Raw genomic sequence first — 24,323 nt, forward strand, 5'->3', positions numbered from 1 at the left:
GAAGCCAACGCGGCCTTAGGGTAGGCGCATGGAAACTGGAGCAGCCGAACGGACAGGAAACGGAAGCACCGGGCACGCTGCCCGGCTGGAAAAGGCCCTGGGGGTGGTGCTGGGGACCGGGCAGATCCCGTTGCGCCTGCGCGCGTGGGACGGCTCGGAAGCGGGACCCGTGGACGCACCCGTCCTGGAGTTCAGGTCCCGAAAGGCCCTGCGCCGCATTCTGTGGTCGCCGGGACAGCTCGGGCTGAGCCGCGCCTACGTGGCAGGTGAAATCGACACCCCGGGGGACATCTTCGCGGCGTTCACGGCATTGAGCTCGGCCGGCAAGTTCGCCGAGCCCGGGCCGTTCCGCCCGCTGACCGCAGGCGAGCTCTGGCTGCTGTTGCGCACCGCGGTCCGGCTCGGCGCCATCGGGCCCAACCCTGCCCCGCCACCGGAGGAGGCGCGCATTGCCAAAAAGGGCAGGATGCATTCCCGCCGCCGGGATTCGGCCGCCATCTCGCATCATTACGACGTCGGCAACGACTTCTACGCCCTGGTGCTGGGACCGTCGATGGTCTATTCCTGCGCGGTATGGGCCGCCGGCGGCGCCGAAGCCCCCGGGAGTGGCCCTGACTCGGGGCTGGACGCCGCTCAGGAGGCCAAGCTGGACCTGGTCTGCCGCAAGCTGGGGCTTCAACCGGGGATGCGGGTGCTGGATGTGGGCTGCGGCTGGGGCAGCTTCGCCCTCCACGCTGCCGCCAGGTACGGCGTCAGCGTAGTGGGCGTGACGCTCTCCAGGGAACAGGCCGCCCTGGCCCGCAAGCGTGCAGCGGACGCCGGCCTGACGGACAAAGTGGACATCCGGGTCCAGGATTACCGGGATGTCAGCGACGGGCCATTCGACGCCATCAGTTCCATCGGCATGTCCGAACACGTCGGGCGCGCCCAGACCCCCGCCTACGCCTCGGCCCTCTACGGGTTGCTCCGGCCCGGCGGGCGGCTGCTGAACCACGCCATCTCCTGGAACGCCGGCCCCACCAGCCCGGACCCGGACTCATTCATTCCCCGGTACGTGTTCCCCGACGGGGAGATGATCAGCCTCGGCGAAATGGTGGCCGCCCTGGAAACGGCGCGGTTCGAAGTCCTCGACGTGGAGGCCCTCCGCCGGCATTACGCGCTCACGCTCCGGGCATGGGTAAGCCGGCTTGAGGAAAACTGGGACGAGGCGGTGAAGCTGGCCGGTGCGGGACGCGCCCGGGTGTGGCGGCTCTACATGGCCAGCAGCGCCATTGGCTTCGAAACCGGGCTGACCGGAGTCAACCAGGTGCTGGTGCGCCGCCCGGGTGGAGAGGAACCGCCGCTGCGGCGCACCGCCTGGATGTGAGCCGTTTTACTCCCGCCAACACTCCACGTACAGCGCCCTCCTGCCGGGACGTAACCCGGCAGGAGGGCGGCCTAATCCCGGGGAGGACCCGGGCTTCCTTCAGGCCACCGGCGGAGGTCCGCCTGGCCGGGTGAAAGGCTGGATTTTCTCGATCTGGACCACCTTCGGGTCTGTCTCGTCGGCGGCGTAATCCGTGGGCCGGGTGAGGTCCTCCCCCGTGCGGACCTTCAGGGCCCGCAGCACCAGGGTCAGGACGGCGGCGACAATCAGGTTCAGCGCGAACGCGGACACCGCGATGTAAACGGTGAAGTCCGTCCCGGGGATGGGGGCCAAAGAGCCGCCAAAATGGGCCTTGGTCGCCGGATTGACCACGTTGTATGCGGAGATTGTTCCGAAGATGATGCCCACCGCCCAGCCGACAAGCAGCGCCCAGCGGTCGAACCACCGGGTGTACAGGCCGGCCACCACGGCCGGGAAGGTCTGCAGGATCCAAATGCCGCCCAGCAGCTGCATGTTGATGGCCGCGGACTGGTCCATGGCGATCACGAAGACCAGCGCGCCCACCTTCACCACCAGCGAGACGATCTTGGAAACCTTCGCCTCTGTCCTGGCATCGACGTCAGGCCGGATGAAGTCGCGGTAGATGTTTCGGGTGAACATGTTTGCCGCCGCAATGGACATGATCGCCGCGGGGACAAGCGCCCCGATGGCGATGGCAGCCAGGGCCACCCCCGCAAACCAGGCCGGGAAATGGTCAAGGAACAGCTGCGGTACCACCAACTGCGGATTGACCGATCCGTCCAGGTCGATGGGCTTGGTGCCCGCCTTGATGGCCACGAAACCCAGCAGGGCCAGGAAACCAAGCATCAGCGAGTACAGGGGCAGGATGGCGGCGTTGCGGCGGATGGTATTGCGGGCCTTGGATGCCAGCACCGCCGTCACGGAGTGGGGATACATGAAGAGCGCCATGGCCGAACCCAGTGCCAGTGACCAGTAGGCGGAGTAGTTGGCAGCACCCGGAATGAAGACCCCTGCGGGCTTTCCGGTGGCCTGGTTCACCGTGCCCAGTTTGGCCTGTGCCGAACTGAAGATGGTGTCCCAGCCGCCGAACTTGATGGGCAGGTAGATGACGGCCACGATCACCGCAAGGTAGATCAGGAGGTCCTTGACGACGGCAATCATCGCCGGCGCGCGGAGTCCCGATGTGTAGGTGTACGCGGCCAGGACCACGAAGGCCAGGATCAGCGGCAGGTCGGTCAGGAGCACATTGCCTGAGCTGCCCAGGCCAAGGACCGTGAGGACGGCCTTGATGCCTACCAGCTGCAGCGCGATGTAGGGCATGGTGGCCACGATGCCCGTGACGGCGACGGCCAGCGAAAGCCAGCGGCTGCCGTAGCGGCCGCCCACGAAGTCCGCTGAGGTGACGTAGCCATGGCGGTGGGACACCGACCACAAACGGCTCATGATGATGAAGATGATCGGATAGAGGACGATGGTGTAGGGCACGGCAAAGAAGCCGCTGACGGCGCCCGTGGCCCACATCGCTGCGGGCACTGCCACGAAGGTGTAGGCGGTGTAGAGGTCCCCGCCCAGCAGGAACCAAGTGATCCAGGTGCCGAATCCGCGGCCGCCCAGGCCCCACTCGTCCAGGCTGTGCAGTCCTTCCACCTCTCCGCTGCGGCGCCATTTGGCGGCCAGGAAGCCCATGACGGCAACAACGACGAACAGCAGCACAACAATGATCAAGGCAATCCAGTTGATCTCGCGCCCGTTCATGGCCGGTCCCCTCCCAACCCGGCATCGGCGGAGGCTGTGCCTGCCCGTGGCGGGCCGCCTGGACGTGCCTCAGCCCGCCGTCGTCGGTCTTCCTTGGTTACCAGCCAATAGGCCGTGCCGGTCAGGATGGCCGAAATGGGCACCCAGAGCAGCTGGTACCAGTAAAAGAACGGCAGCCCGGCCAGCCTGGGCGCATCGAAGGAGTAGAGCTGCGGCATGAGGGGGAAGAGGATGGCGGCGGCCAGGATGATGCCGGCACCGATGTATGGAGCGGGCCTCGCAGGCCCCCGGATCGCGGTATCGCGTGTCAGGCGCGATTCCTCTGGAACAGCATCGCCGTTGTAGCCGGAACCATCTGCGTGGGACATCTGTGACCTCCTCGTCAGCCTGTCCCGCGTCCCCGCTCTTGGGTGAAAGCGGCCGGGCGGCGGGACGATGTGCCCTCAACTTCAGTTGTACCCCGCTTTGACCTGCGCGGGAAGGGTTTTTCCACCGGCTGCAGGTCCCCATCCGGAGAGAAAAGGACCAGGCCCCCAACAACGACGAAAAAGGGAACCAGCACAAATGTGATGGTTCCCTTTTCCGTGTATCGGTGGAGCTGAGGGGACTCGAACCCCTGACCCCCTGCATGCCATGCAGGTGCGCTACCAGCTGCGCCACAGCCCCTTACTCTTGTTCCTTCCGGTTGAATTCGCCGGAGCAACCTGACCAGAGTAATGCACTTTTCCGCTGGACGCCAATCGGCGGTCAACGGCCCCGGAACCGCGCTCCTCCGCCGCGCAGTCCTGCAGGCATTCAGCCGTCGTCAGCTGCGCGGGAACGGCTGGAAACGAAAAAGTCCGCCGGAACCAGGATGGTTCCGGCGGACCCGCCGGTGGAGCTGAGGGGACTCGAACCCCTGACCCCCTGCATGCCATGCAGGTGCGCTACCAGCTGCGCCACAGCCCCGGATTGTTGCTGCTCCAAGGAGCTCTCTCCGGGGTCTCCCCCGAAGCAACTCAAATATCTTAGAACAGCAATTCCGAAAATTCCAAATCGGGAATATTCACTCTCCGCACACGTTCACGGCGCGGGCGCGGCCTACTCGCTGTCGGCTATTGCGCCGGCTTTGGCGGATGCGTCGTCCCCGAGCTGCAGGTCCACCACGGGGCAATCCTTCCAGAGCCGCTCCAGTGCGTAGAACACCCGGTCCTCCTCATGCTGGACGTGGATGACGACGTCGGCGTAGTCCAGCAGGACCCACCGGCCGCCGGAACGGCCCTCGCGGCGCACCGGCCGCAGGTCCTGTTTGGCAAGTTCTTCCTCGATGCCGTCAACGATGGCGTTGACCTGGCGTTCGCTGGGTGCCGAGGCGATGAGGAAGACGTCGGCCAGGGCCAGGCGTTCACTCACGTCCATGGCGACGATGTCCTGCGCAATCTTGTCGGCGGCGGCCTTGGCGGCCGTACGGGCTATTGCAATGGACGATTCTGTTGCAGTCACGGGACTCCTTGTTTGGTGAAAAGTTGATGCCGGTGCGGTCAGCGGGACATGCCGCTGACGATCAGGATGATGCCGGCAATGAGGGCCAGGATCCCGAACGCGAGGATGCAGAACTGAAGGATGCGGTTCCGCCGCGCCCTTGTCAGGCCGGCCGTTGCGGCGTCCAGGGGGTCAAGGCCATGGGCGGCGCGGGCAGGGACGCGGGGAAGATCCTCGAAGAGATCCTCTGAGGGGTTCTCCGTCTGGTTGTCCGGGAGCGATACCCGTTTGGGACGGCTGGCGGCTTTGGCCGCTGCCTCGGCACGGGCTATGACCTGGGACCTGCCGCTGGCGGATTCGGGCGCTGGCGCCTTGGGGCGGTTGGCAGGTTTGCGTTTTCCCGGAACTTTGGTGCCGGGCCTGGTGGTGACCGGGACATGCGAGGTTGCCGGCGGCTTCATCACCGGACGTTCGACGCCGGGCACCTGGACGAACTCGAGCGGCGTCACCATCGCCAGGTTGTTGGCGGTGGACGGGCCGGGCTTGTCTTTGGCGGCGGCTTCCCTGGCCGGGGCGGGAGGATTCCCCGCCTGTTCGGCGAGCTTCTGCCGGGCCATTGCCCTGCGGTTCAGGACCGCGGCCCGCTCCGCCAGGGCGATCTGTTCGGCCAGGATCTCCGGATCGACGGCCTCCGGATCCACAGACGCGATGTGCTCCATTTTGGCGATCTGGTTCCTGGCCTGCGCGGCGATCAGCGCCCGCGCTTCCAGTGCCTGTTCCACCGTCATCCCCTCCGGGGCGCCTCCTGGAGCCGGTGCAGGACGTTCAGCGGCGGCTGCGGGCCCTGGTTTCGCCGGGGCACCAGTTTTTACCGGCGCGCCGGTGTTCGCTGCAGGGGCCGGGGCAGCAGTGTCCGCTCCTGACGACGCGGTGGGGGCGGGCGCAGCGGCTGGTGGCACAATCGGATTGGCGGCCGTCAGTGCCTGCTCTTTGAGTTGCTGCAACCGCAGCTGGCGCCGGGTGGGCGGTCCCCCGGCAGCAAGCTGGCCTTCCTTTTCCTCAAGTTCCTTGATGGTGCGAAGCGCGGCCCGGTCGCGGGCGCGGATCTGGGACGAACGCTGGGTGGGCGTCTGGTCTTCAGGCGTCCGGTCGGCAGGCGTGTCGGCGGGGGCCGGCGGAGTTGTTACTGCGGAGCGGGAGCGGGCCGTCGCATCCTGTCCCGCCGGTGCGGGTGCGCCGTCGGCCGGCCGGTTCGCGGCAGGCGGGCGCTGCCCGGTGGCGGGCGGTTGGGCGTCCCTGGCCTTCCGGAGTTCCCGGCGGCTGCGGATTGGGGGCTGTTCCTGACTCATTGAGAACTCATTCAGTACTGGCTGGTTCGCGTGCTTCGGAAGTTATTTCATCCGCGCTTGCAGGCGGCGGGTCCGAATACAGGCCGTACTTGGCGATGTATTGGACCACCCCGTCGGGGACCAGGTACCAGACCGGGTTGTTCCCTGCCACACGGGCCCGGCAGTCCGTTGACGAAATGGCCATGGCCGGAACTTCCAGGAGGCTGACGTCGTCGCGGCCCATCCCGTCCAGGACGTGCCCGGGACGTGTCACGCCCACGAAGTGGGCCAGCGACCACAGCTCGTCAATGTCCTTCCAGGACAAAATCTGCGCCAGGGCGTCCGCGCCGGTGATGAAGAAAAGGTCGGCATCGGGGCGCTGGGCCCGGAGGTCGCGGAGGGTGTCGATGGTGTAGGTGGGACCCGGACGGTCAACGTCGACACGGCTGACGGTGAAGCGCGGATTGGATGCCGTGGCGATGACGGTCATCAGGTAGCGGTGTTCGGGCTCGCTGACCTGTTTATGGGACTTTTGCCATGGCTGCCCGGTGGGGACGAAGACCACCTCGTCGAGGTCGAACTCCGCCGCGACTTCGCTGGCCGCGACAAGGTGGCCGTGGTGGATGGGATCGAATGTCCCGCCCATCACGCCAAGCCGCAGCCGCCCCCGGGCACCATTGCGGTGCAGGTTGTGGGAAATCTTAGTGGCCCTGCCCGCGATCGTGCTTATTGGGGTGCTGGCGGTGCGGATCGGCGTGCTCGTCCGTGGCGGCGTGGCGGTTGCCCAGGTTGGTGTAGGACCAGGCAATGAACATCAGGACCACCAGGATGCCGAACATGGAAACGCCAAAGACCCACGGTTCGGCCCACAGCGGCGCAAGCTCCTCATGGCCTGATTCACCTGCGGCGGCGACGGACGTGGCAATCTGCTGGAGCAGCATTTTCTCCCCTATGTTCAAGGATTTACGGGCAGCGGAACCTTCCGCTGCTTTCCGGGTTCTGGTCTATGTTACCGCGTTGCTATGCGCGGACCTGGCCTTCGCCCTGGACGATCCACTTGGTGGTGGTGAGCTCGGTCAGGCCCATGGGCCCGCGGGCGTGCAGCTTCTGGGTGGAAATGCCCACCTCGGCACCGAGGCCAAGTTCCCCGCCGTCGGTAAACCGCGTGGAAGCGTTCACGATCACCGCCGCCGAATCCACCTCGGCGATGAACCGTTCAGCGTTGGCAAGGCTGTTGGTGAGGATCGCTTCGGTGTGCCCGGTGGACCAGGTGCGGATATGTTGCACGGCCTCATCGAGGCTGTCCACCATGGCCACGGCCAGGTCAAGGTCCATGTACTCGGTTCCCCAGTCCACATCCGTGGCCGGCTGGGTCTCGATCCCGGGCAGCGCGGCGCTGATGCGCCCGTCCACGTGCAGGCGGACACCGGCGCCACGCAGGGCGGCGGCCACGGCGGGCAGGACGGTTGAGCGCGAATGCACCAGCAGGGTCTCGACCGTATTGCAGACACTGGGCCGCTGGGTCTTGGCGTTGAGCAGGATCTCCACGGCCATGTTTTCGTCGGCGGACTCGTCGAGGAAGATGTGGACGTTCCCCTCCCCCGTTTCGATGACGGGCACGGCGGAGTTGGTCACCACGGTCTGGATCAGGTCGCGGCCGCCGCGGGGAATCAGCACGTCCACCCTGCCGCGGGCCTTCATCAGGACGCTGGCACCGGCGCGGCCGTACTGGTCCACGGTCTGCACGGCGTCGGCCGGAAGGCCCACAGATTCGAGGGCTTCGCGCAGCACCCGGACCAGGACCTGGTTGGTGGCCTCGGCAGCGCTGCCGCCGCGCAGGATGACGGCGTTGCCGCTCTTGAGGGCCAGCCCCGCGATGTCCACGGTGACGTTGGGCCGTGCCTCGTAGATGGCCGCCACGACGCCCATGGGCACGTTGACCTGGCGGAGGCGGAGCCCGTTGGGAAGGGTCTGGCCGCGCACCACATTGCCCACGGGATCCGGGAGGTTGGCCAGGTTCTCGAGGGCGGCCACCAGCCCTGCCACGCGGGCCTCGGTGAGGGTGAGCCGGTCCAGGAGCGCGGCGGAGGTGCCGTTGGCCTTGCCTTTTTCCACATCCATGGCGTTGGCGGTGAGGATGGCCGGCACGTTCTCCTGCAGGGCGGCTCCGACAGCCCGGAGGGCGCGGTCCTTCCAGGCACGGTTGGCAGTGGCCATCCGGCGGGCAGCGTGGCGGGACCGGTCCGCGAGGGCGTGGACAGCCGCTTCAACCTCCGCACCGGAAAGAGGCGCAGCAGCTGATCCCTGTTCTGCCACGGCACCCGGCTGCGCCTGCGCAGCAGTGGTTCCGGAATTTTCAGCAGTGTGGATCAGGGCTTCAGTCATGCTCCAAGTTTAGGCGAGCCCTGGGCTCAGACCAGCACCAGGTCATCAACATGAACAACTTCGCGGTCATAGCCGCTGCCCAGTGCCTCGCCCAGCTCCCGGGTGGAACGCCCCAGCATGCGGGGCAGCTCCTCCGACGAGTAGTTCACCAGGCCGCGGGCCACAACGATGCCGTCGGTTCCTGCCAGTTCCACGGCGTCGCCCGCTTCAAAGTCGCCCTGCACCGCGGAAATCCCCGCCGGCAGCAGGGAGGTGCGGTGGTGCCGCACGGCACGCACCGCCCCCTCGTCCAGGACCAGGCGGCCCTGCACCGAGGCAACGTGCGCCAGCCACAGGAGCCGGACGGGCTTGCGGGAACCGTTGACGGAAAACCACGTGCCCACGTCCTCGCCATTCAGGGCTGCGGCGGCGTTGGACGTGGAGGTCACCAGGGCGTGAATGCCCGAACCTGCTGCCATGCTGGCAGCTTCCACCTTTGTCATCATCCCGCCGGTTCCCACACCGGCCTTGCCCGCTTTGCCGATGGAAACGCCCTCGAGGTCGTGCGCGCCGGTGACCAGGGGGATGCGCTTGGCACCCTGGGCGGGCGGCCCGTCATAGAGGGAGTCGACGTCGGACAGCAGCACCAGTGCGTCGGCGCGCACCAGGTGCGCCACGAGGGCGGCGAGCCGGTCGTTGTCGCCGAAGCGAATTTCGTGGGTGGCCACGGTGTCGTTCTCGTTGACCACGGGGACCACACCGAGGTTCAGCAGCCGGTCCATGGCGCGGAGGGCGTTGGTGTGCTGGCTGCGGCGCATCAGGTCCTCGGCCGTGAGCAGGACCTGGCTGACGGTGACGCCGTGCGCGCCGAAGGCCTGGGTGTACCGGGCCATCAGCAGCCCCTGGCCCACGCTGGCGGCGGCCTGCTGGGTGGCGAGGTCGCGGGGGCGCTTGGCCAGTCCCAGCGGGGCCAGTCCGGCCGCGATGGCGCCGGAGGAGACCAGGATGATCTCGGCGCCCGCGTTGCGCTTGGCCGCGAGTGCGTCCGCCAGGGCGGTCAGGGATTCCTCCGAGATGCCGCCCTTGATGCTGGTCAGAGACGAGGAGCCCACCTTCACGACGATCCGGCGGGCGCCTGCCAGTGCGCTCCTGTCCGCCGTCCGCCCGGCGGGTTCCGCGGTCATGCCCCTAGAGGTCATCGTCCGCTTCCAGTCCGCTCTCCTTCACAGGGTGGGCAGCGCGGCGGCCACTGACGGATTCGGTCCAGATACCGGCTTTCCGTTCCGCCTCGAGCTCGGCCCGGGCGGCGGCCTTGGCGTCACGGCGCTCCTGCTGCTCATCGCGCTTCTGGCTGCGGGTGGGCCGATCCCCAATGTCTGCGAACCGCACATCGGTGCCGCGCGGTGACGCCAGGAGCTCGGCCCCTGCCATCATGGTGGGCTCCCAGTCGAAGACGACACCGTCGTCCCCGCCGATGACCACGGTGTCGCCCGGCTTGGCGCCCTGCTTGAACAGTTCAGTCTCCACGCCGAGCTTGGCGAGCCGGTCCGCAAGGTAGCCGATGGCTTCCTCGTTGGTGAAGTCGGTCTGCTTGACCCAGCGTTCGGGCTTTTCGCCGAGGACGCGGAACAGCGGCTCCAGGTTCTTTTCCTCGCGCCGGATCTTGAAGCCGGCCTCGTTGACGGCGCGGGGACGCAGTACGGCGGGCTGGACCTTGGGCGGTGCGGCAGCGACGGCGTCGCGGGCCGCCTTGACGATCTCCGCCATGGCGAAGCCCAGCTGGCGCAGGCCCTCATGGCTGGTGGCGGACACCTCGAACACGCGGTAGCCGCGGGATTCGAGTTCCGGACGCACGAATTCGGCCATGTCCTTGCCGTCGGGCAGGTCTACCTTGTTCAGGGCCACCAGCCGGGGGCGGTGGTTCAGGGGTACCACTTCGCCGTCCTGGCCTGCGTAGCTCATGTCGACGGCGTACTTCTCCAGCTCGCCCTCGATGATGGCGAGGTCCGACAACGGGTCGCGCTCCGATTCCAGCGTGCCGCAGTCCAGCACGTGCACCAGGGCTGCGCAGCGCTCCACGTGCCGCAGGAAGTGGTGGCCCAGGCCGCGTCCCTCGCTGGCACCTTCGATGAGCCCGGGTACGTCGGCGATGGTGAACCGCACGTCTCCGGCCTGCACGACGCCGAGGTTGGGAACCAGCGTGGTGAACGGGTAGTCAGCGATCTTGGGCCGGGCCGCGGACATCGCCGCGATGAGGCTGGACTTGCCGGCCGACGGGAAACCCACCAGCGCGATGTCGGCGATGGACTTCAGTTCCAGGACGATGTCGCGGGACTCGCCTTCGATGCCCAGCAGCGCAAAGCCGGGGGCGCGGCGCTTTTGCGAGGACAGGGCGGCGTTGCCGAGTCCGCCAATGCCGCCTGCGGCGGCCACGTACTCGGTGCCCTCGCCGACGAGGTCAGCCAGGACGGTGCCGTCCTTGGACTTCACCACGGTGCCGTCCGGGACGGGCAGGATGAGGGTTTCACCGTTTTTGCCGCCGCGCCAGTCACCCATGCCGGGGCCGCCGTTGCTGGCGTGCCGGTGCGGTGCGTGGTGGTAGTCAAGAAGCGTGGTGGTCTGGTGGTCGACGCGGAGGATCACGTCGCCGCCGTTGCCCCCGTTGCCGCCGTCGGGTCCGCCCAGCGGCTTGAACTTCTCGCGGTGGACGGAGACGCACCCATGGCCGCCGGTACCGCCGGATACGTGCAGTACTACCCGGTCTACAAAGCTGGCCACGTGGATCTCCTCAGAAACTGTTTACCTGGCGGCCCAGGGGACGCCACATCGATTGTAATGCGGTTAAAAGAACAGTGGAGCGGACCCTCAGGCCCGCTCCACCGTTTCAGAACTTGTTGTTACTCTGCAGCTGCAGCAGCAACGATGTTGACTACGCGACGACCGCGGCGGGTGCCGAATTCAACGGCGCCCGGGGTCAGGGCGAACAGGGTGTCGTCGCCGCCACGGCCAACGCCGGCGCCCGGGTGGAAGTGGGTGCCACGCTGGCGGACGATGATCTCGCCGGCCGAAACAACCTGGCCGCCGAAGCGCTTGACGCCGAGGTACTGAGCGTTGGAATCGCGACCGTTGCGAGTGGAGCTCGCGCCCTTTTTATGTGCCATCTGAAATGCCTGCCTCTAAATTCTGGGGAATCTGTTGAAATGCCTGAACAGTAACCGGTGGTTACTTGATGCCGGTGATCTTGACCTTGGTCAGTTCCTGGCGGTGACCCTGGCGCTTCTTGTAGCCGGTCTTGTTCTTGAACTTCTGGATGACAATCTTAGGACCACGCAGGTCCTGGAGGATTTCAGCCGTAACAGTTACCTTGGCCAGGTCAGCGGCGGCGGAGGTGACCTTGTCACCATCAACCAGGAGCAGTGCGGGCAGCTCAATGGTGCTGCCGGCTCCACCGGCGACGCGGTTCAGGGTAACGAAGTCTCCAACGGAAACCTTCTCTTGGCGGCCGCCTGCGCGGACAATCGCGTACACCACTTGGGAACTCACTTCTCTCGACGTTTATTACAAAATTTGCGTGCGGAACCGACTTGCTAAAAGCTTGGTTTCTCGCTGTGCCTCAACGCCGTGGGGTCGTAACCCAAGTGTTGGCGTAAGCACCGAAGATCAAGAATACGCTAAATCCATCTTCGGCCGCAAATGAGGCTGGTTCAGGCGGGCCGGCTGTGGTAGTAACCACAGCCCGGCAGGAACCGCCGCAACCGTGCTCCACCATCATAGCCGGGCCCGGCCCGCGGGGGTCAGGAATGCAGCCTCGGCGCGTCGAAGAACTCCACTTCCAGGCGGCAGGACTGCTTGAACGCCGTCACCATCGCCGCCCTCTCATGGTCCGGCGCGGTCCGTCCGGCTGCATCCACGATGGCGATGGCTTTGCGGGTGGCTTCGGCGAAGCCCTCGTCGGCGTACGTCCGGAGCCAGGCCGCGTAGGCATGGCCGTCCGGTTCGCCCGAGGCCAGGAACCGGGCGTGGAGCTTCCCGCCGACTTCGGCGTAGAGCCAGAAGCAGGGAAGCACGGCGGCGGCGAGGACGGCATAGCTGCCCGACGCCGACGCTGCCGTGAGGTGGTCCACGTATGACTTGGTGACCGGGCCCAGGCCCTTCGGGGCCGGGCGGGTGCTGAGCCACGAGCGGTGGAGTTCCGATTCCACCTCAAGGCACTGCTGCGCGGATCCGGCCCAGAAAAGCTGCTCGGCCTCCGAGGGGGCCAGCGCGCTGGCCCGTGCCAGCACCCTGGAGTAGCCGTTCAGGTAGAGGGCATCCTGCGCCAGGTAGTAGGCAAAATCCTTCTCCGGAAGGTCTCCTGACGCCAGGCCGTGGATGAAGTCCAGTGCGTAGATGTCCGCCAGGTCCTGTTGGGCTTCCGACCACAACCGGGCCGCGAAGCCGCCCTCCTCCAGGACCGGCCGCACGTGGTGGAAGTGGTGTACGGGGCCGTTCCCCTGGCCCACCTCCAATTGGCCGGAGTTCTCAAGTGCGCCGGCCAGCCAGGGCTTGACCGTTCGCAGTGATGCCTCCCAATTGCCCAAACGGGCCTGGACTGTTGCCATGGCAGAGGACAGGGAACAGCCCGTCCCGTGGCTGTTCCGCGTGGAAACCCGCTTCCCCTGCACTTCCACCACGTCCGGCCCCAGGAGGCCCGAAGTGTTCACCAGCGCATCCGGGCAGTCGAGGCCTGAAAGGTGGCCACCCTTGACCAGCACGGTGGCTCCGGTGGCTTCCGCCAGGCGCCTGCCCTGGTCCAGCGCGGTGTCCCAGTCCTTCGCCGGCTCCATGCCCAGCAGCAGCGCGAGCTCGGGAAGGTTGGGGGTGATGAGGTGGGCAAGGGGCAGCAGTTCCCGGAGCGCGGCTTCGGCGGATTCCTTCAGCAGCCTGTCGCCGCTGGTGGCCACCATGACGGGGTCCAGGACCACGACGGCGGGACGGGCCTTTTCGAGCCACTGGCGGACAGTGCGGATCACCGACTCGTCGCCCAGCATGCCGATCTTGACGGCGTCGATGCTGATGTCGTCACTGACCGCGTCCAGCTGCTGGGCCAGGAAGCCGGCCGGCGGGACGTGGACGGACTGCACGCCCCGGGTGTTTTGCGCCGTGAGTGCCGTGATCGCGGCCATGCCGTATCCGCCATGGGCGGCAATGCTTTTGAGGTCCGCCTGGATCCCGGCCCCGCCGGACGGGTCGGAGCCTGCAATGGAGAGGACGCGCGGGACATCGCGGCCCCCAGGCAGCGCGGGGGCCACGCCGGACGCTGTGGGCAGGGGCATGGAGAGGGTCGAAGACAACAGACATCCCTTCGCCGGTACTAGCCGGACAGGTTCAACGGGTGTGGATCTCAGCCGGCCTTCTGCGCGGCACCCCGTGTCGGGTTCCAGAGTAGCCGCTGGAGCGTACCCGGCGGAAAGGTGACAGCACCCGCGCATGCAGGAAGTCCCCGCCCGTGGACTGTTCCCCCTGGATTCATGGGGGACAGTCCGCACGACGGGGACTTCCTGGGTGGCGCGTTAACTGCGCCTTGGCTTAGAGCTCCGAGGCGGGGACGCCGACGCCGAGGATGATCGGTTCCCCTGCCGGCTTGCCGGGCTCCGCCGCAGCGGGCTGTGCGTTGGCGGTGTCCGGAACCTTGGCTGCGTGCGAGTGCCCCGCGCCTGTCGCCTGGACGTTCTCGTGGTGCTGGACAGCGGTTTCATTTGCGGCACCTTGGGCCCGGCTGGCAGCGCGGTGGCGCCGCGGCCTGCGTTGCCGGGACTGCTCCAGCGTGTGGTCGGAGTAGTCCTTTTCCGCCGGAGCTTCCACGGCGGCACGCGCCTCCGCTCCCCCGCCGGGCTGCTGTTCGGGCACCGACTGTTTGGGCGCTGACTGTTCGGCCGGCTTCACCGTGCCTGCGGCCTTGGCGGGCGCGTTCTCCACGGGGGAAGCCGGCTGGCCGAGGTGGGCGAAGGCTTCCGCGAGCCGGTCCAGCGTGAGGGCGGGCCTGGGATGCTGGTCCTCAGCGTGCTCCACGAAGGGAAGCGGGACTTCCTCGCCGCCGAAGGTCAGGACAGCTGCGGGGCGTGCCGGGCCATCGGCGTCGTGCTTCTCTTCAACAGGGACCTGCGCCGGCTCGGCGGACGGTGCCTGCCGGGTGGCTGCCACCTCATCGTCATGCAGGTGGGCCGCATGGGCGGCAGCCGCGATGTTCGCCAGGGCAAGCCGGGTGGCCTCTGCCTTGGCGTGCCGCTCTGCGTCTGTGGGGTCCGGCAGGACGGTGTGGACGTGGACAGCAGGCGCCGGGGCAGCCTCGGGCTGCTGGCCGCCGCGTCCCCGCCGCCGTTTGCGCTCGGGACGGACTCCGGGCTGGCCGCCATCGGCCCGCTGCCCTTCGGGGCGGTGGGCTTCCCCGCGGGCTTCGGGGCGGCTGTCGGCGCGCTGGACGTGGTGCTCGGCCGCCACAATGTTGGCGCGGCGGTGCTCCACGGGATCGTCGTGCGTCACTACGCCCCGGCCGGCGCAGGCCTCACACTGCTCGCCGAAGACTTCCAGCAGGCCCGTCCCCATGCGCTTGCGGGTCATCTGGACCAGGCCCAGCGACGTGACCTCGGCAACCTGGTGCTTGGTCCGGTCGCGGCCCAGGCATTCCACCAGGCGGCGCAGGACCAGGTCGCGGTTGGATTCGAGCACCATGTCGATGAAGTCGATCACGATGATGCCGCCGATGTCGCGCAGCCGCAGCTGGCGCACCACTTCCTCGGCAGCTTCCAGGTTGTTCTTGGTGACGGTCTCCTCGAGGTTGCCGCCGCTGCCGGTGAACTTGCCGGTGTTGACGTCCACCACGGTCATGGCCTCGGTGCGGTCGATGACCAGGGAGCCGCCGGAGGGCAGGAACACCTTCCGCTCAAGGGCCTTGTGGATCTGCTCGTCGATGCGCCAGGCGGAGAAGATGTCCTGGTCCTTGGTCCACTTCTCGAGGCGGCCCACCAGGTCCGGCGCCACGTACGTGACGTAGGCCTCGATGGTGTCCCAGGCCTCCTCACCGGAGACGATCAGTTTGGAGAAGTCCTCGTTGAAGACGTCCCGGACCACCTTGATGGTCAGGTCCGGTTCGCCGTACAGCAGCTCCGGGGCCAGGATCTTGGTGGACTGGGACTGGCTTTCGATGCCTTCCCACTGGGCGCGCAGGCGGTTGATGTCGTGCGTCAGTTCCTCTTCCGAGGCACCTTCCGCGGCGGTCCGGACGATGACGCCGGCGTGCTCGGGCAGGCGGTCCTTGAGGATGCGCTTGAGGCGGTTGCGTTCGACGTCGGGCAGCTTGCGGGAGATGCCGGTCATGGAGCCGCCGGGCACGTAGACCAGGTAGCGGCCGGGAAGGGAGATCTGGCTGGTCAGCCGGGCACCCTTGTGGCCGACGGGATCCTTGGTCACCTGGACCAGGACGGTGTCGCCGGATTTGAGCGCGTTCTCGATGCGGCGCTGCTTGCCTTCGAGGTTGACGGCTTCCCAGTTGACCTCACCGGCGTACAGCACGGCGTTGCGGCCACGCCCGATGTCCACGAACGCAGCTTCCATTGACGGCAGCACGTTCTGGACCTTGCCCAGGTAGACGTTGCCAATGAGCGAGTCCTGCTGGGTCTTGGACACGAAATGCTCGGCCAGGACACCGTCTTCAAGGACGGCGATCTGGATTCTGTCGTCGCGCTGGCGGACGATCATCTGCCGGTCCACGGATTCGCGGCGGGCCAGGAACTCGGCCTCGGTGATGACGGTGCGGCGGCGGCCGGTGTCGCGGGATTCGCGGCGGCGCTGCTTCTTGGCCTCAAGGCGGGTGGAGCCCTTGACGCTGGTGACCCGGTTGTTGACCGGCGCTTCACTGACCGCGCGCGGGGCACGGACCCTCGTCACCGTGTTGGGCGGGTCGTCGCCTTCCCCGCCGGTCAGCTCCAGGTCCTGGTCACCGCGCCGGCGGCGACGGCGGCGGCGGGACGTCACGCCGTCCTCGGCTTGTGTGGCGCTGTCCTCGTCGGCCTCGTCCTCGGCGTCAGCCTCGGCGCTGCCACCCTCGATGTCCTCGTCCGCCTTGTCGCCGACGCGGCTGCGGCCCCTGCGGCCGCGGCTGCGGCGACGGCGGCGGCTGGAGGAATCGTCGCCGTCGTCGGTTTCTTCCTCTTCAGGTTCCTCGACGGCGGGTGCTGCGGGACGGACCACGGTACTGAGGTCCGGGGCCTGGAAGAGCACGGATGTGGGCGATGCAGGCTCCAGGAAGAGGGAGCCAAAGGGGCTGGCGGCCGCGGCGGGGGCGGACTGTTCCTTGACCGCAGCGTGCTCTTCCTTGGCCACAGCGGGGGTTTCCCGGGCAGGCCCGGGGGCACCGGCGGCCTCGGCGGCCGCGGCGGGCTCCTGGGGCTGCTCCTGCGCAGGAGCTGCTTCCTGGGCGGCAGCTTCCTCCCGGGCCGGTTCCTGTGCCGGAGCTTCCGGGATTGCTGGTTCTGCAGCGACGGCGTCCGCTGCCGCGGCTTCCGCCGCGGGCGGGGCAGCCGGGGACGCGGCCTTGCGGGTGGCTACCCGACGGCGGCGAACAGGTTTGGTTTCGGCGTCCGCCGTGGCAGCAGGTGCTGCGGCAGCGTCTTCACCGGCCACGGCCGGTGCCGGGGCATCAACGGACGCAGCATCGACGGACACAGCATCAACAGGCGCAGTGCCGGCGGCAGCGGTTGCCTCTGCGTCATCAGCGAAGGCGGGCAGGGGTTCGGGGGCGTCCGCTTTCCTGCGGGCGCGGGTGCGGCGGGCCGGGGCCTTGGGCGCCGCGGCGGCTTCCGCCGACGGCGAGTCGCCGCTTGCTTCAGGGGCGGCTGCCTCCGGCGCCGTGGCCGCTGCATCCGTCACGGCTTCTTCGGTCTTGGGAGCCGTTTTCCGGCGGGTACGTACAGCCCTCTTGGGTGCAGCAGCAGCCTCGGCAGCCGGTGCATCATCGTTAACGGCCAGTTCCTGATCATTGTCCATATGTGGCAACACTCCTGCCCCTGACGTACCGCCACATCCGGCACCCATTGGGGCACATATTGTCAAAACCCGCAGGCGTTGACAGAAGTCACGTGGATACTCCCAGGTTCGCACCGTCATTGGGGTGCGGCAGCCCGTGGGAGCCGGTGGATGTTCTGAAAACCCGTTGTTCTGCGTGCCACAACCAGGTGCCGCCCAATGGAGTGGCGGGAGTGCCGGAAGAATCCGAAGCCTGCCCTGCCCATCATTGGCGGTCTTGGGAACATACCACCGGACCGGAGTCCGAATGTGGATCGGCTTCCAGCCACGTTCATTCTCTCATACCCGCGCCGGATCGCCGCGGAGGCAGGCACTTCCGTTCCCATTCCTGTGTGGCGGCACCAGCCGCCGGCGTTACAATCAGGCTCAGGAGCACCGGACGAAAAGGACGCCACACCCATGCCCAGCATCTCCCCCGTCAGCGCCCATGAAACGGAAAGGGCCACGGATCCGCAGGCCACTGCGGCCGCAGGCGTTCCGCGGATGGCCCGGAACCGGCCCTTCGGCTGGCTGCTGGTCATCACCGGAATCGTGGGCTGGCTTGCCTCCGGAACCCTGGTCCTGGAAAAGCTCGAAGTCCTCAAGGACCCCAACCACACCACCGTCTGCGACGTGAACCCCTGGATCTCCTGCGGCCAGGTCATGCAGACGTGGCAGAGTTCGCTGTTCGGTTTCCCCAACATGTTCATCGGTATCGTCGCGTTCGCCATCACCATAACCGTGGGCATGGCGTTGCTGTCCGGTGCCACGTTCGCGCGGTGGTACTGGATGGGGCTTCAGGTGGGCGTCACGCTCGGCTTCGCCTTCGTGGTGTGGCTGTGGTCCCAGGCCCTGTATTCGATCCACATCCTGTGCCCGTTCTGCATGATCGTCTGGGCGGCCATGATTCCGCTCTTTGTGTGGACCACCATCAGGAACATCACGGCCGGAGTGATCCCAATGCCCGCGGGGGCGGCCCGCGTGCTGGGTGATTCCGGCTGGATCATCACGGCACTGCTGTACGTGGCCGTCGTCGCCACCATCTTCTTCGCGTTCATCCAGGTCTTTGCGGGCACGTCAGGCTTCTGAGCTGCGGACGGCAAAAGGCCCCTGGTTCCGAAGAACCAGGGGCCTTTTGCTGTCCTTGGACTGTCAGCCCTGGAACCAGATCTTGATCTCGCGCTCGGCGGAGTCGGTTGAGTCGGAGCCGTGCACCAGGTTCTGCTGGACCTTCAGGCCCCAGTCCCGGCCGAAGTCGCCGCGAATGGTGCCCGGGGCCGCGGTCGTGGGGTCCGTGGTGCCGGCCAGTGACCGGAACCCTTCAATGACGCGGTGGCCTTCGAAGATGGCCGCCACCACGGGTCCGCTGAGCATGAACTCCACCAGCGGCTCGTAGAACGGCTTGCCTACGTGCTCCTCGTAATGCTGCTCCAGCAGCTCACGGGTGGCGTCGACCTTTTTCAGCTCAACAAGGCTGTAGCCCTTGGCTTCAATGCGGGCCAGGATGGCGCCGGTCAGGTTACGGGCGACGCCGTCGGGCTTGATCAGGACGAGGGTGCGCTCTGTAGTCACAACTGCTCCAATGCGTTCGTGGGGTTTCGGGATAAGTCTACGGGGACTGGCTTACGGGGACTGGTTTACGGGGACTGGGGCTGGGCGGGACCGGCCCCGTCCGGGTGGGCGGCTTCCCATTCGGCCTGTTCGCGTGCCCGCTGCGCAGCCTCGCGGTCCAGCCGGATGCCGGTGCGGATTCCGTACCACCAGGCCGCGGCGAAAAGCCCACCCACCAGGAACATGGCCGGCTCGAAGATGCCTGTGAGGATCAGGACCAGCTGCAGGATCCAGCCCAGGCCGATGCCCCAGGGCCTGTTGAGGACCGCGCAGGCGAAGATCATGACCACGCTGAGTGCGATCCCCACGCCGAGGATCAGTGCCGGCGGAAACTCCCCGCGGCGCAGGCCAAACACCACCAGGGTGGCGAAGAACATGACGAACGCTTCCAGGAGCAGCACCGTGGAAGCGAACATCACCTTGGTGGAGCGGCGCTTCTTGGGCATGCCGGGACGCCACTCGCGCTGGGCCTTGGTCAATCTGGCCACGCCTACGCCTCCGTTTTTCCGAGCAGGATCCGCGCCTCTGCCACCAGGGTGATGGAGCCGGTGACCAGCACGCCGCCGGAAAGGTCGTCATTGGCTTCGGCCCGTTCCACGGCCCATTCGAGTGCGTCGTCCAGCTTTTCGGCGATGTGGACGTTGTCCTCGCCAAATCCCAGGTCGATCGCCAGCTCCGCCAGCTCGGCGGCCGGAACCGCCCGGGGAGAGTTGGACTGGGTGAAGCAGTAATCCACTGCCATGTCGCCCAGCGACTCCCTGATTTCGCGCAGGATCTCCTCCGCGTCCTTCTCCTTGAGCACGCCCACCACCGGAACCAGCCTGGTGAAGGTGAATGCTTCCCGCAGGGCGGCGGCGGAGGCCTTGATGCCGTCGGGGTTGTGGGCGGCGTCCACGATGATGGTGGGTGCGGTCCGCACCACCTCAAGGCGGCCGGGGGACGTGACGGCCGCGAAGCCTTCCTGCAGCACGTCGAGGTCGAGTTCCTTTTCACCGCCGAAGAACGCCTCCAAGGCGGCCACCGCGACGGCAGCGTTCTGTGCTTGGTGGGCGCCGTGCAGTGGCAGCATGAGGTCCGGGTAGCGGCCGGCGATGCCCTGGATAGTCAACACCTGCCCGCCAACAGCCACCGTCCGTGACTCGACACCGAACTCAACGCCCTCGAAGCGGAACGGTACGCCCACCTCCTTGGCCTTCTCCAGCAGCACCTGGGCCGCATCGAGGGGCTGGGCCGCGCTGATGAGGTAGCCGCCGGGCTTGATGATGCCGGCCTTTTCGCGGGCGATGTCCTCCGTGGTGTCGCCCAGGAGGTCGGTATGGTCCAGCGAAATCGGCGTCACCACCGAGACCTGGCCGTCGCCGACGTTGGTGGCATCGGTAATGCCGCCCAAACCCACCTCGATGATGGCCACGTTGACCGGCTGGTCAGCGAAGATGGCGAAGCCCAGGATGGTGAGGCACTCGAAGTACGTCAGTCTCGGCTCCCCCTCGGCTTCGAGTTCCGAGTCCACAATCTGCAGGTAGGGCCTGATTTCGTCCCAGATCCTGACAAACGTCTCGTCGGATACCGGATGGCCGTCGATGCTGATCCGCTCGGTGACCTTGGACAGGTGCGGGCTGGTGTAGCGTCCGGTGCTCAGGCCGTGGGCGCGGAGCACGGACTCGATCATCCTGGATGTGGACGTCTTGCCGTTGGTTCCGGTCACATGGATGATCGGGAACGCCTTGTTGGGCTCGCCCAGCACGTCCATCGCACGGAACAGCGGAGCCAGCCGCGGCTCCATCTTGTTTTCCGGCGCCCGTCCCAGCAGTTCGGCGTACACGCTTTCCACGGAAAATTCGTCGCTCATGTCCTAGGCCTCCACTTTTTCAACCGCAACGGCGGGTTCGGACACGGTGCCCGGCTCTGCCACCAGGTCCACCGTCAGTGTCTCGCCCTTGACCAGTTCGGCGTTGGCCAGCAGGGCATCAACGACGTTCCCGGGAGCGGTGACGGTGGTACGGATGCGGTCGCTCACGTTGAGCCCGGCGTCCTTGCGGGCCTGCTGGATTGCCCGCACCATGTCGCGTGCCAGCCCTTCGGCTTCAAGCTCCGGCGTGACTTCCGTGTTCAGCACGACGAAGCCGCCGCCGGGCAGCACGGCCACAGCCGCGGAAGCACCGCCGGACCCGGCAACCACTGTCTCAAGCGTGTACTCCTGGGGTTCCAGCTGCAGCCCGCCGGCGGTGACCACACCGGCGTCGTCCACCGACCAGTCCCCTGACTTGGACCCCTTGATGGCAACCTGGACGTTCTTGCCCAGGCGCGGCCCGGCAGCGCGGGCGTTGACCACCAGCTTCTGCTGGATCCCGAACTCCTCCGGGGAGGCGGTGGCGGCGTCCAGCAGGCGAACGGAACGGAGGTTCAGTTCATCGGCGACGACGGCGGCGAAACCCTGCAGGGCGTCCGCTCCGGGTGCCACAACCGTCAGCTCCTGCAGCGGCAGGCGGACACGCAGGTTGGCTGCCTTGCGGAGCGAGGAACCGGTGGAGCAGATCTGCTGGATCCGGTCCATGGTTTCCACCAGGGAGGGATTGGCGGGGAAGAGGTCCGCGTCCGGCCAGTCGGCCAGGTGCACGGACCGGCCGCCGGTCAGGCCGCGCCAGATTTCCTCGGAAACCAGCGGCAGCAGCGACGCGGCGGCACGGGTGACGGTCTCCAGGGCAGTGAACAGCGCATCGAAGGCGTCCTGGTCCTCGTCGAAGAACCGCTGGCGGCTGCGGCGGACGTACCAGTTGGTGAGCATGTCCAGGTAGCTGCGCAGCGAGTCGCAGGCGCCGGAGATGTCGTAGGTGTCCAGCTGTGCCGTCATGCTGCGGACGAGGTCGCCCGTGTTGGCCAGCAGGTACTGGTCCAGGGTGTCCCGGTAGCCCTCGTAGCGCAGTTTGGCATCGTAACCGGCGCCACCGTTCGCGGCGTTCGTGTACAGGGTGAAGAAGCTGTACACGTTCCAGAGCGGCAGGATCACCTGGCGGACGCCGTCCCGGATGCCCTGCTCGGTGACGATCAGGTTGCCGCCCCGGAGGATGGGACTGGACATGAGGAACCAGCGCATGGCGTCGGAGCCGTCGCGGTCCAGGACCTCGGAGACGTCCGGGTAGTTGCGCAGGCTCTTGGACATTTTCTGGCCGTCGGATCCAAGCACAATGCCATGGCTGATGACGTTGCGGAACGCCGGCCGGTCAAACAGTGCGGTGGACAGGATGTGCAGCATATAGAACCAGCCGCGGGTCTGGCCGATGTACTCCACGATGAAATCCGCGGGGTTGTGCGTGTTGAACCAGGCTTCGTTTTCGAACGGGTAGTGCACCTGTCCGTAGGGCATGGAGCCGGAGTCGAACCAGACGTCCAGGACGTCCTCGACGCGGCGCATCACGGACTGGCCCTCTTCGGGGGTGCGGGGATCGTCCGGGTTGGGCCTGGTGAGCTCGTCGATGAACGGCCGGTGGAGGTCCACCTCGCCGTCCTTGTTCAGGGGCAGCCGGCCGAAGTCCGCCTCGATCTCGGCCAGGGAACCGTAGACGTCGGTGCGCGGGTATTCGGGATCCGTTGACTGCCACACGGGGATGGGGCTGCCCCAGAAGCGGTTCCGGCTGATGGACCAGTCGCGGGCGTTCTCCAGCCATTTGCCGAACTGGCCATCCTTGACGTTCCCCGGGATCCAGTTGATCTCCTGGTTCAGTTCGGACATCCGGTCCTTGAACTTGGTGACCTCCACATACCAGGAGGACACCGCACGGTAGATCAGCGGGTTGCGGCAGCGCCAGCAGTGCGGGTAGCTGTGCTCGTAGCTGGCCTGCCGGACCAGCCTGCCCTGGGCGCGGAGCACTTGGGTGATGGGCTTGTTGGCCTCGAAGACCTGCAGGCCCGCGATGTCGTGGAGGTCGCCGTGCTTGAACAACGGCAGGAATTTGGCACCCTCGTCCACGGAGAGCACCACGGGAATGCCGGCCTCCTCGCAGACTTTCTGGTCGTCTTCACCGTAGGCGGGCGCCTGGTGCACCACGCCGGTTCCGTCGGTGGTGGTGACGTAGTCAGCCACTACGAACCGCCAGGCGTTCTCCATGCCGTACTTTTCGTTGTCGGCAAAGTCGTCCCAGAGCCGCTGGTATGCCAGGCCTTCCAGTTCGGCGCCGGAGTGGGTGGACACCACGGCGGCTTCCGCGTCCTCGAAGCTGTCGTAGCCGAGGTCCTTGGCGTAGGCGCCCAGGAGGTCCGCCGCGAGCAGGAAGCTGCCCGTGACCGGGGCGTCGGCCGAGGCGGCCTTGATGCCGTTGGGACCGGCGGGCAGCACGGCGTACGTGATGGAAGGCCCGACGGCGAGCGCGGCGTTGGTGGGCAGCGTCCAGGGGGTGGTGGTCCAGGCGAGCGCCTGCACGCCGGCAAGTTTCTTGGACAGTTCCGAATCCCCCGCAAGGATGGGGAAGGTGACGGTGACGGTCTGGTCCTGGCGGTTCTTGTAGACGTCGTCGTCCATTCGCAGCTCATGGTTGGACAGCGGGGTTTCGTCTTTCCAGCAGTACGGCAGCACCCGGTAGCCGTTGTACGTCAGGCCCTTGTCATGCAGCTGCTTGAACGCCCAGAGGACCGACTCCATGTACTCGACATTGAGTGTCTTGTAGTCGTTGTCGAAGTCCACCCACCGGGCCTGCCGGGTGACGTAGCTGCGCCACTCATCGGCGTACTTCATGACGGACGCGCGGCAGGCGTCGTTGAACTTGTCGATGCCCATGGCCTCGATCTGGGTCTTGTCCGTCATCCCCAGCTGTTTCATGGCCTCCAGCTCGGCGGGCAGGCCGTGGGTGTCCCAACCGAAACGGCGTTCCACGCGCTTGCCGCGCTGGGTCTGGTAGCGGCCAACCAAGTCCTTGGCGTAGCCGGTGAGGAGGTGGCCGTAGTGGGGCAGGCCGTTGGCGAACGGCGGGCCGTCGTAGAACACGAATTCGTTGCTGCCCGGCTCCCCGCCGGGGACGTCGGCGCTGCGCTGGTCAATGCTGGCCTGGAAGGTGCCGTCCTGGTCCCAGTACTTCAGGATGCGCTCTTCGATCTCCGGGAACTTCACGGAGGCGGAAACGCCGGCGCTGCCTTTGGAGGAGGTGCTGGAGGCTGAGGCCTTGGGGTAAAACGTCATGTTCGACATCCTGGGTTGAGCGTGGTGAGCCCCCGGCACGGCCGGAGGTTCCGTTCAGGATGCGAGGACGGCTGCCGTGCCGTCCCGAAGACTGCACGCCCACCGCGGTACCACCTCACTTACCGGCGCCGCGTGGTTCCCAAAGGAACACCCGCCGCCCCGGCCACTTCATTACTGCTGTGACGGGCTTACCCGTCCGGTTCTA

Annotated in this window: 19 protein-coding genes, 2 tRNA genes and 1 riboswitch; of the genes, 2 read left to right on the top strand and 19 right to left on the bottom strand. The window is 67.0% G+C overall.

All coding sequences use genetic code 11. From position 1 onward, the window contains the following. The first annotated feature begins 28 nt into the window (after positions 1-28). The gene (locus LDO86_RS11295; protein WP_018769453.1) at positions 29-1,366 is read left to right on the top strand and encodes a class I SAM-dependent methyltransferase; all 1,338 of its coding nucleotides are present in this window, start codon (positions 29-31) and stop codon (positions 1,364-1,366) included. A gap of 99 nt (positions 1,367-1,465) precedes the next feature. Here the strand turns inward: LDO86_RS11295 and LDO86_RS11300 are convergent, their stop codons facing one another. From LDO86_RS11300 to LDO86_RS11370, 15 genes are all read right to left on the bottom strand, one after another. After that, positions 1,466-3,142, bottom strand: a complete 1,677-nt coding sequence (locus tag LDO86_RS11300) for a sodium:solute symporter (protein ID WP_018769454.1) — start codon at positions 3,140-3,142, stop codon at positions 1,466-1,468. Then, positions 3,139-3,510, bottom strand: a complete 372-nt coding sequence (locus LDO86_RS11305) for a DUF3311 domain-containing protein (RefSeq protein WP_018769455.1) — start codon at positions 3,508-3,510, stop codon at positions 3,139-3,141. Before LDO86_RS11305 ends, LDO86_RS11300 begins: the two co-directional genes overlap by 4 nt. 225 nt (positions 3,511-3,735) lie before the next feature. After that, positions 3,736-3,808 (bottom strand) — tRNA-Ala (locus LDO86_RS11310). A gap of 209 nt (positions 3,809-4,017) precedes the next feature. Beyond that, positions 4,018-4,090, bottom strand: a tRNA-Ala gene (locus LDO86_RS11315). A gap of 132 nt (positions 4,091-4,222) precedes the next feature. After that, complete coding sequence (gene rsfS, locus LDO86_RS11320) at positions 4,223-4,624, bottom strand: ribosome silencing factor (protein ID WP_018769456.1); 402 nt, start codon at positions 4,622-4,624, stop codon at positions 4,223-4,225. Positions 4,625-4,662: 38 nt separating this feature from the next. Next, positions 4,663-5,952 (bottom strand): hypothetical protein, encoded by a 1,290-nt coding sequence (locus LDO86_RS11325; protein WP_018769457.1) that lies wholly within the window; start codon positions 5,950-5,952, stop codon positions 4,663-4,665. Between the two features lie 7 nt (positions 5,953-5,959). After that, on the bottom strand, positions 5,960-6,577 hold the full coding sequence (gene nadD, locus LDO86_RS11330) for a nicotinate-nucleotide adenylyltransferase (RefSeq protein ID WP_018769458.1): 618 nt from the start codon (positions 6,575-6,577) through the stop codon (positions 5,960-5,962). Between the two features lie 55 nt (positions 6,578-6,632). Continuing rightward, positions 6,633-6,872, bottom strand: a complete 240-nt coding sequence (locus LDO86_RS11335; protein WP_018769459.1) for a hypothetical protein — start codon at positions 6,870-6,872, stop codon at positions 6,633-6,635. Positions 6,873-6,951: 79 nt separating this feature from the next. Then, positions 6,952-8,316: a glutamate-5-semialdehyde dehydrogenase gene (locus tag LDO86_RS11340; protein ID WP_018769460.1), complete on the bottom strand. Its 1,365-nt coding sequence runs from the start codon at positions 8,314-8,316 to the stop codon at positions 6,952-6,954. 26 nt (positions 8,317-8,342) lie between these two features. Then, positions 8,343-9,479, bottom strand: a complete 1,137-nt coding sequence (proB, locus tag LDO86_RS11345; RefSeq protein ID WP_018769461.1) for a glutamate 5-kinase — start codon at positions 9,477-9,479, stop codon at positions 8,343-8,345. Between the two features lie 4 nt (positions 9,480-9,483). Next, the gene (gene obgE / locus LDO86_RS11350) at positions 9,484-11,073 is read right to left on the bottom strand and encodes a GTPase ObgE (RefSeq protein ID WP_018769462.1); all 1,590 of its coding nucleotides are present in this window, start codon (positions 11,071-11,073) and stop codon (positions 9,484-9,486) included. A gap of 119 nt (positions 11,074-11,192) precedes the next feature. Further along, complete coding sequence (gene rpmA, locus LDO86_RS11355) at positions 11,193-11,456, bottom strand: 50S ribosomal protein L27 (protein ID WP_009372867.1); 264 nt, start codon at positions 11,454-11,456, stop codon at positions 11,193-11,195. A 61-nt stretch (positions 11,457-11,517) separates the two neighbouring features. Continuing rightward, positions 11,518-11,826, bottom strand: a complete 309-nt coding sequence (rplU, locus tag LDO86_RS11360; protein WP_003803420.1) for a 50S ribosomal protein L21 — start codon at positions 11,824-11,826, stop codon at positions 11,518-11,520. Between the two features lie 263 nt (positions 11,827-12,089). Then, positions 12,090-13,610 (bottom strand): bifunctional hydroxymethylpyrimidine kinase/phosphomethylpyrimidine kinase, encoded by a 1,521-nt coding sequence (thiD, locus tag LDO86_RS11365; protein WP_018769463.1) that lies wholly within the window; start codon positions 13,608-13,610, stop codon positions 12,090-12,092. A gap of 7 nt (positions 13,611-13,617) precedes the next feature. Further along, a riboswitch (TPP riboswitch) is annotated at positions 13,618-13,715 on the bottom strand. A gap of 148 nt (positions 13,716-13,863) precedes the next feature. After that, positions 13,864-17,319 carry a ribonuclease E/G gene (locus LDO86_RS11370; protein ID WP_018769464.1) on the bottom strand — a complete coding sequence of 1,152 codons (3,456 nt, stop codon included), beginning with the start codon at positions 17,317-17,319 and terminating at the stop codon, positions 13,864-13,866. Between the two features lie 438 nt (positions 17,320-17,757). Here LDO86_RS11370 and LDO86_RS11375 point away from each other — a divergent pair, with 438 nt between their 5' ends. Beyond that, the gene (locus LDO86_RS11375; RefSeq protein WP_018769465.1) at positions 17,758-18,426 is read left to right on the top strand and encodes a vitamin K epoxide reductase family protein; all 669 of its coding nucleotides are present in this window, start codon (positions 17,758-17,760) and stop codon (positions 18,424-18,426) included. Positions 18,427-18,489: 63 nt separating this feature from the next. Here LDO86_RS11375 and ndk read toward each other — a convergent pair whose 3' ends face one another. The 4 genes from ndk to ileS form a co-directional block, all read right to left on the bottom strand. Beyond that, positions 18,490-18,909: a nucleoside-diphosphate kinase gene (ndk, locus tag LDO86_RS11380; protein ID WP_018769466.1), complete on the bottom strand. Its 420-nt coding sequence runs from the start codon at positions 18,907-18,909 to the stop codon at positions 18,490-18,492. A 65-nt stretch (positions 18,910-18,974) separates the two neighbouring features. Beyond that, entirely contained in the window at positions 18,975-19,436 is a 462-nt protein-coding gene (locus LDO86_RS11385; protein WP_026265799.1) for a DUF4233 domain-containing protein, read from the bottom strand. A 2-nt stretch (positions 19,437-19,438) separates the two neighbouring features. Continuing rightward, the gene (locus LDO86_RS11390; protein WP_018769468.1) at positions 19,439-20,797 is read right to left on the bottom strand and encodes a folylpolyglutamate synthase/dihydrofolate synthase family protein; all 1,359 of its coding nucleotides are present in this window, start codon (positions 20,795-20,797) and stop codon (positions 19,439-19,441) included. A gap of 3 nt (positions 20,798-20,800) precedes the next feature. After that, positions 20,801-24,118 (bottom strand): isoleucine--tRNA ligase, encoded by a 3,318-nt coding sequence (ileS, locus tag LDO86_RS11395; RefSeq protein ID WP_018769469.1) that lies wholly within the window; start codon positions 24,116-24,118, stop codon positions 20,801-20,803. Positions 24,119-24,323 lie beyond the last annotated feature (205 nt).

The sequence above is a fragment of the Arthrobacter sp. StoSoilB19 genome, assembly GCF_019977275.1.
Classification (GTDB): Bacteria; Actinomycetota; Actinomycetes; order Actinomycetales; family Micrococcaceae; genus Arthrobacter.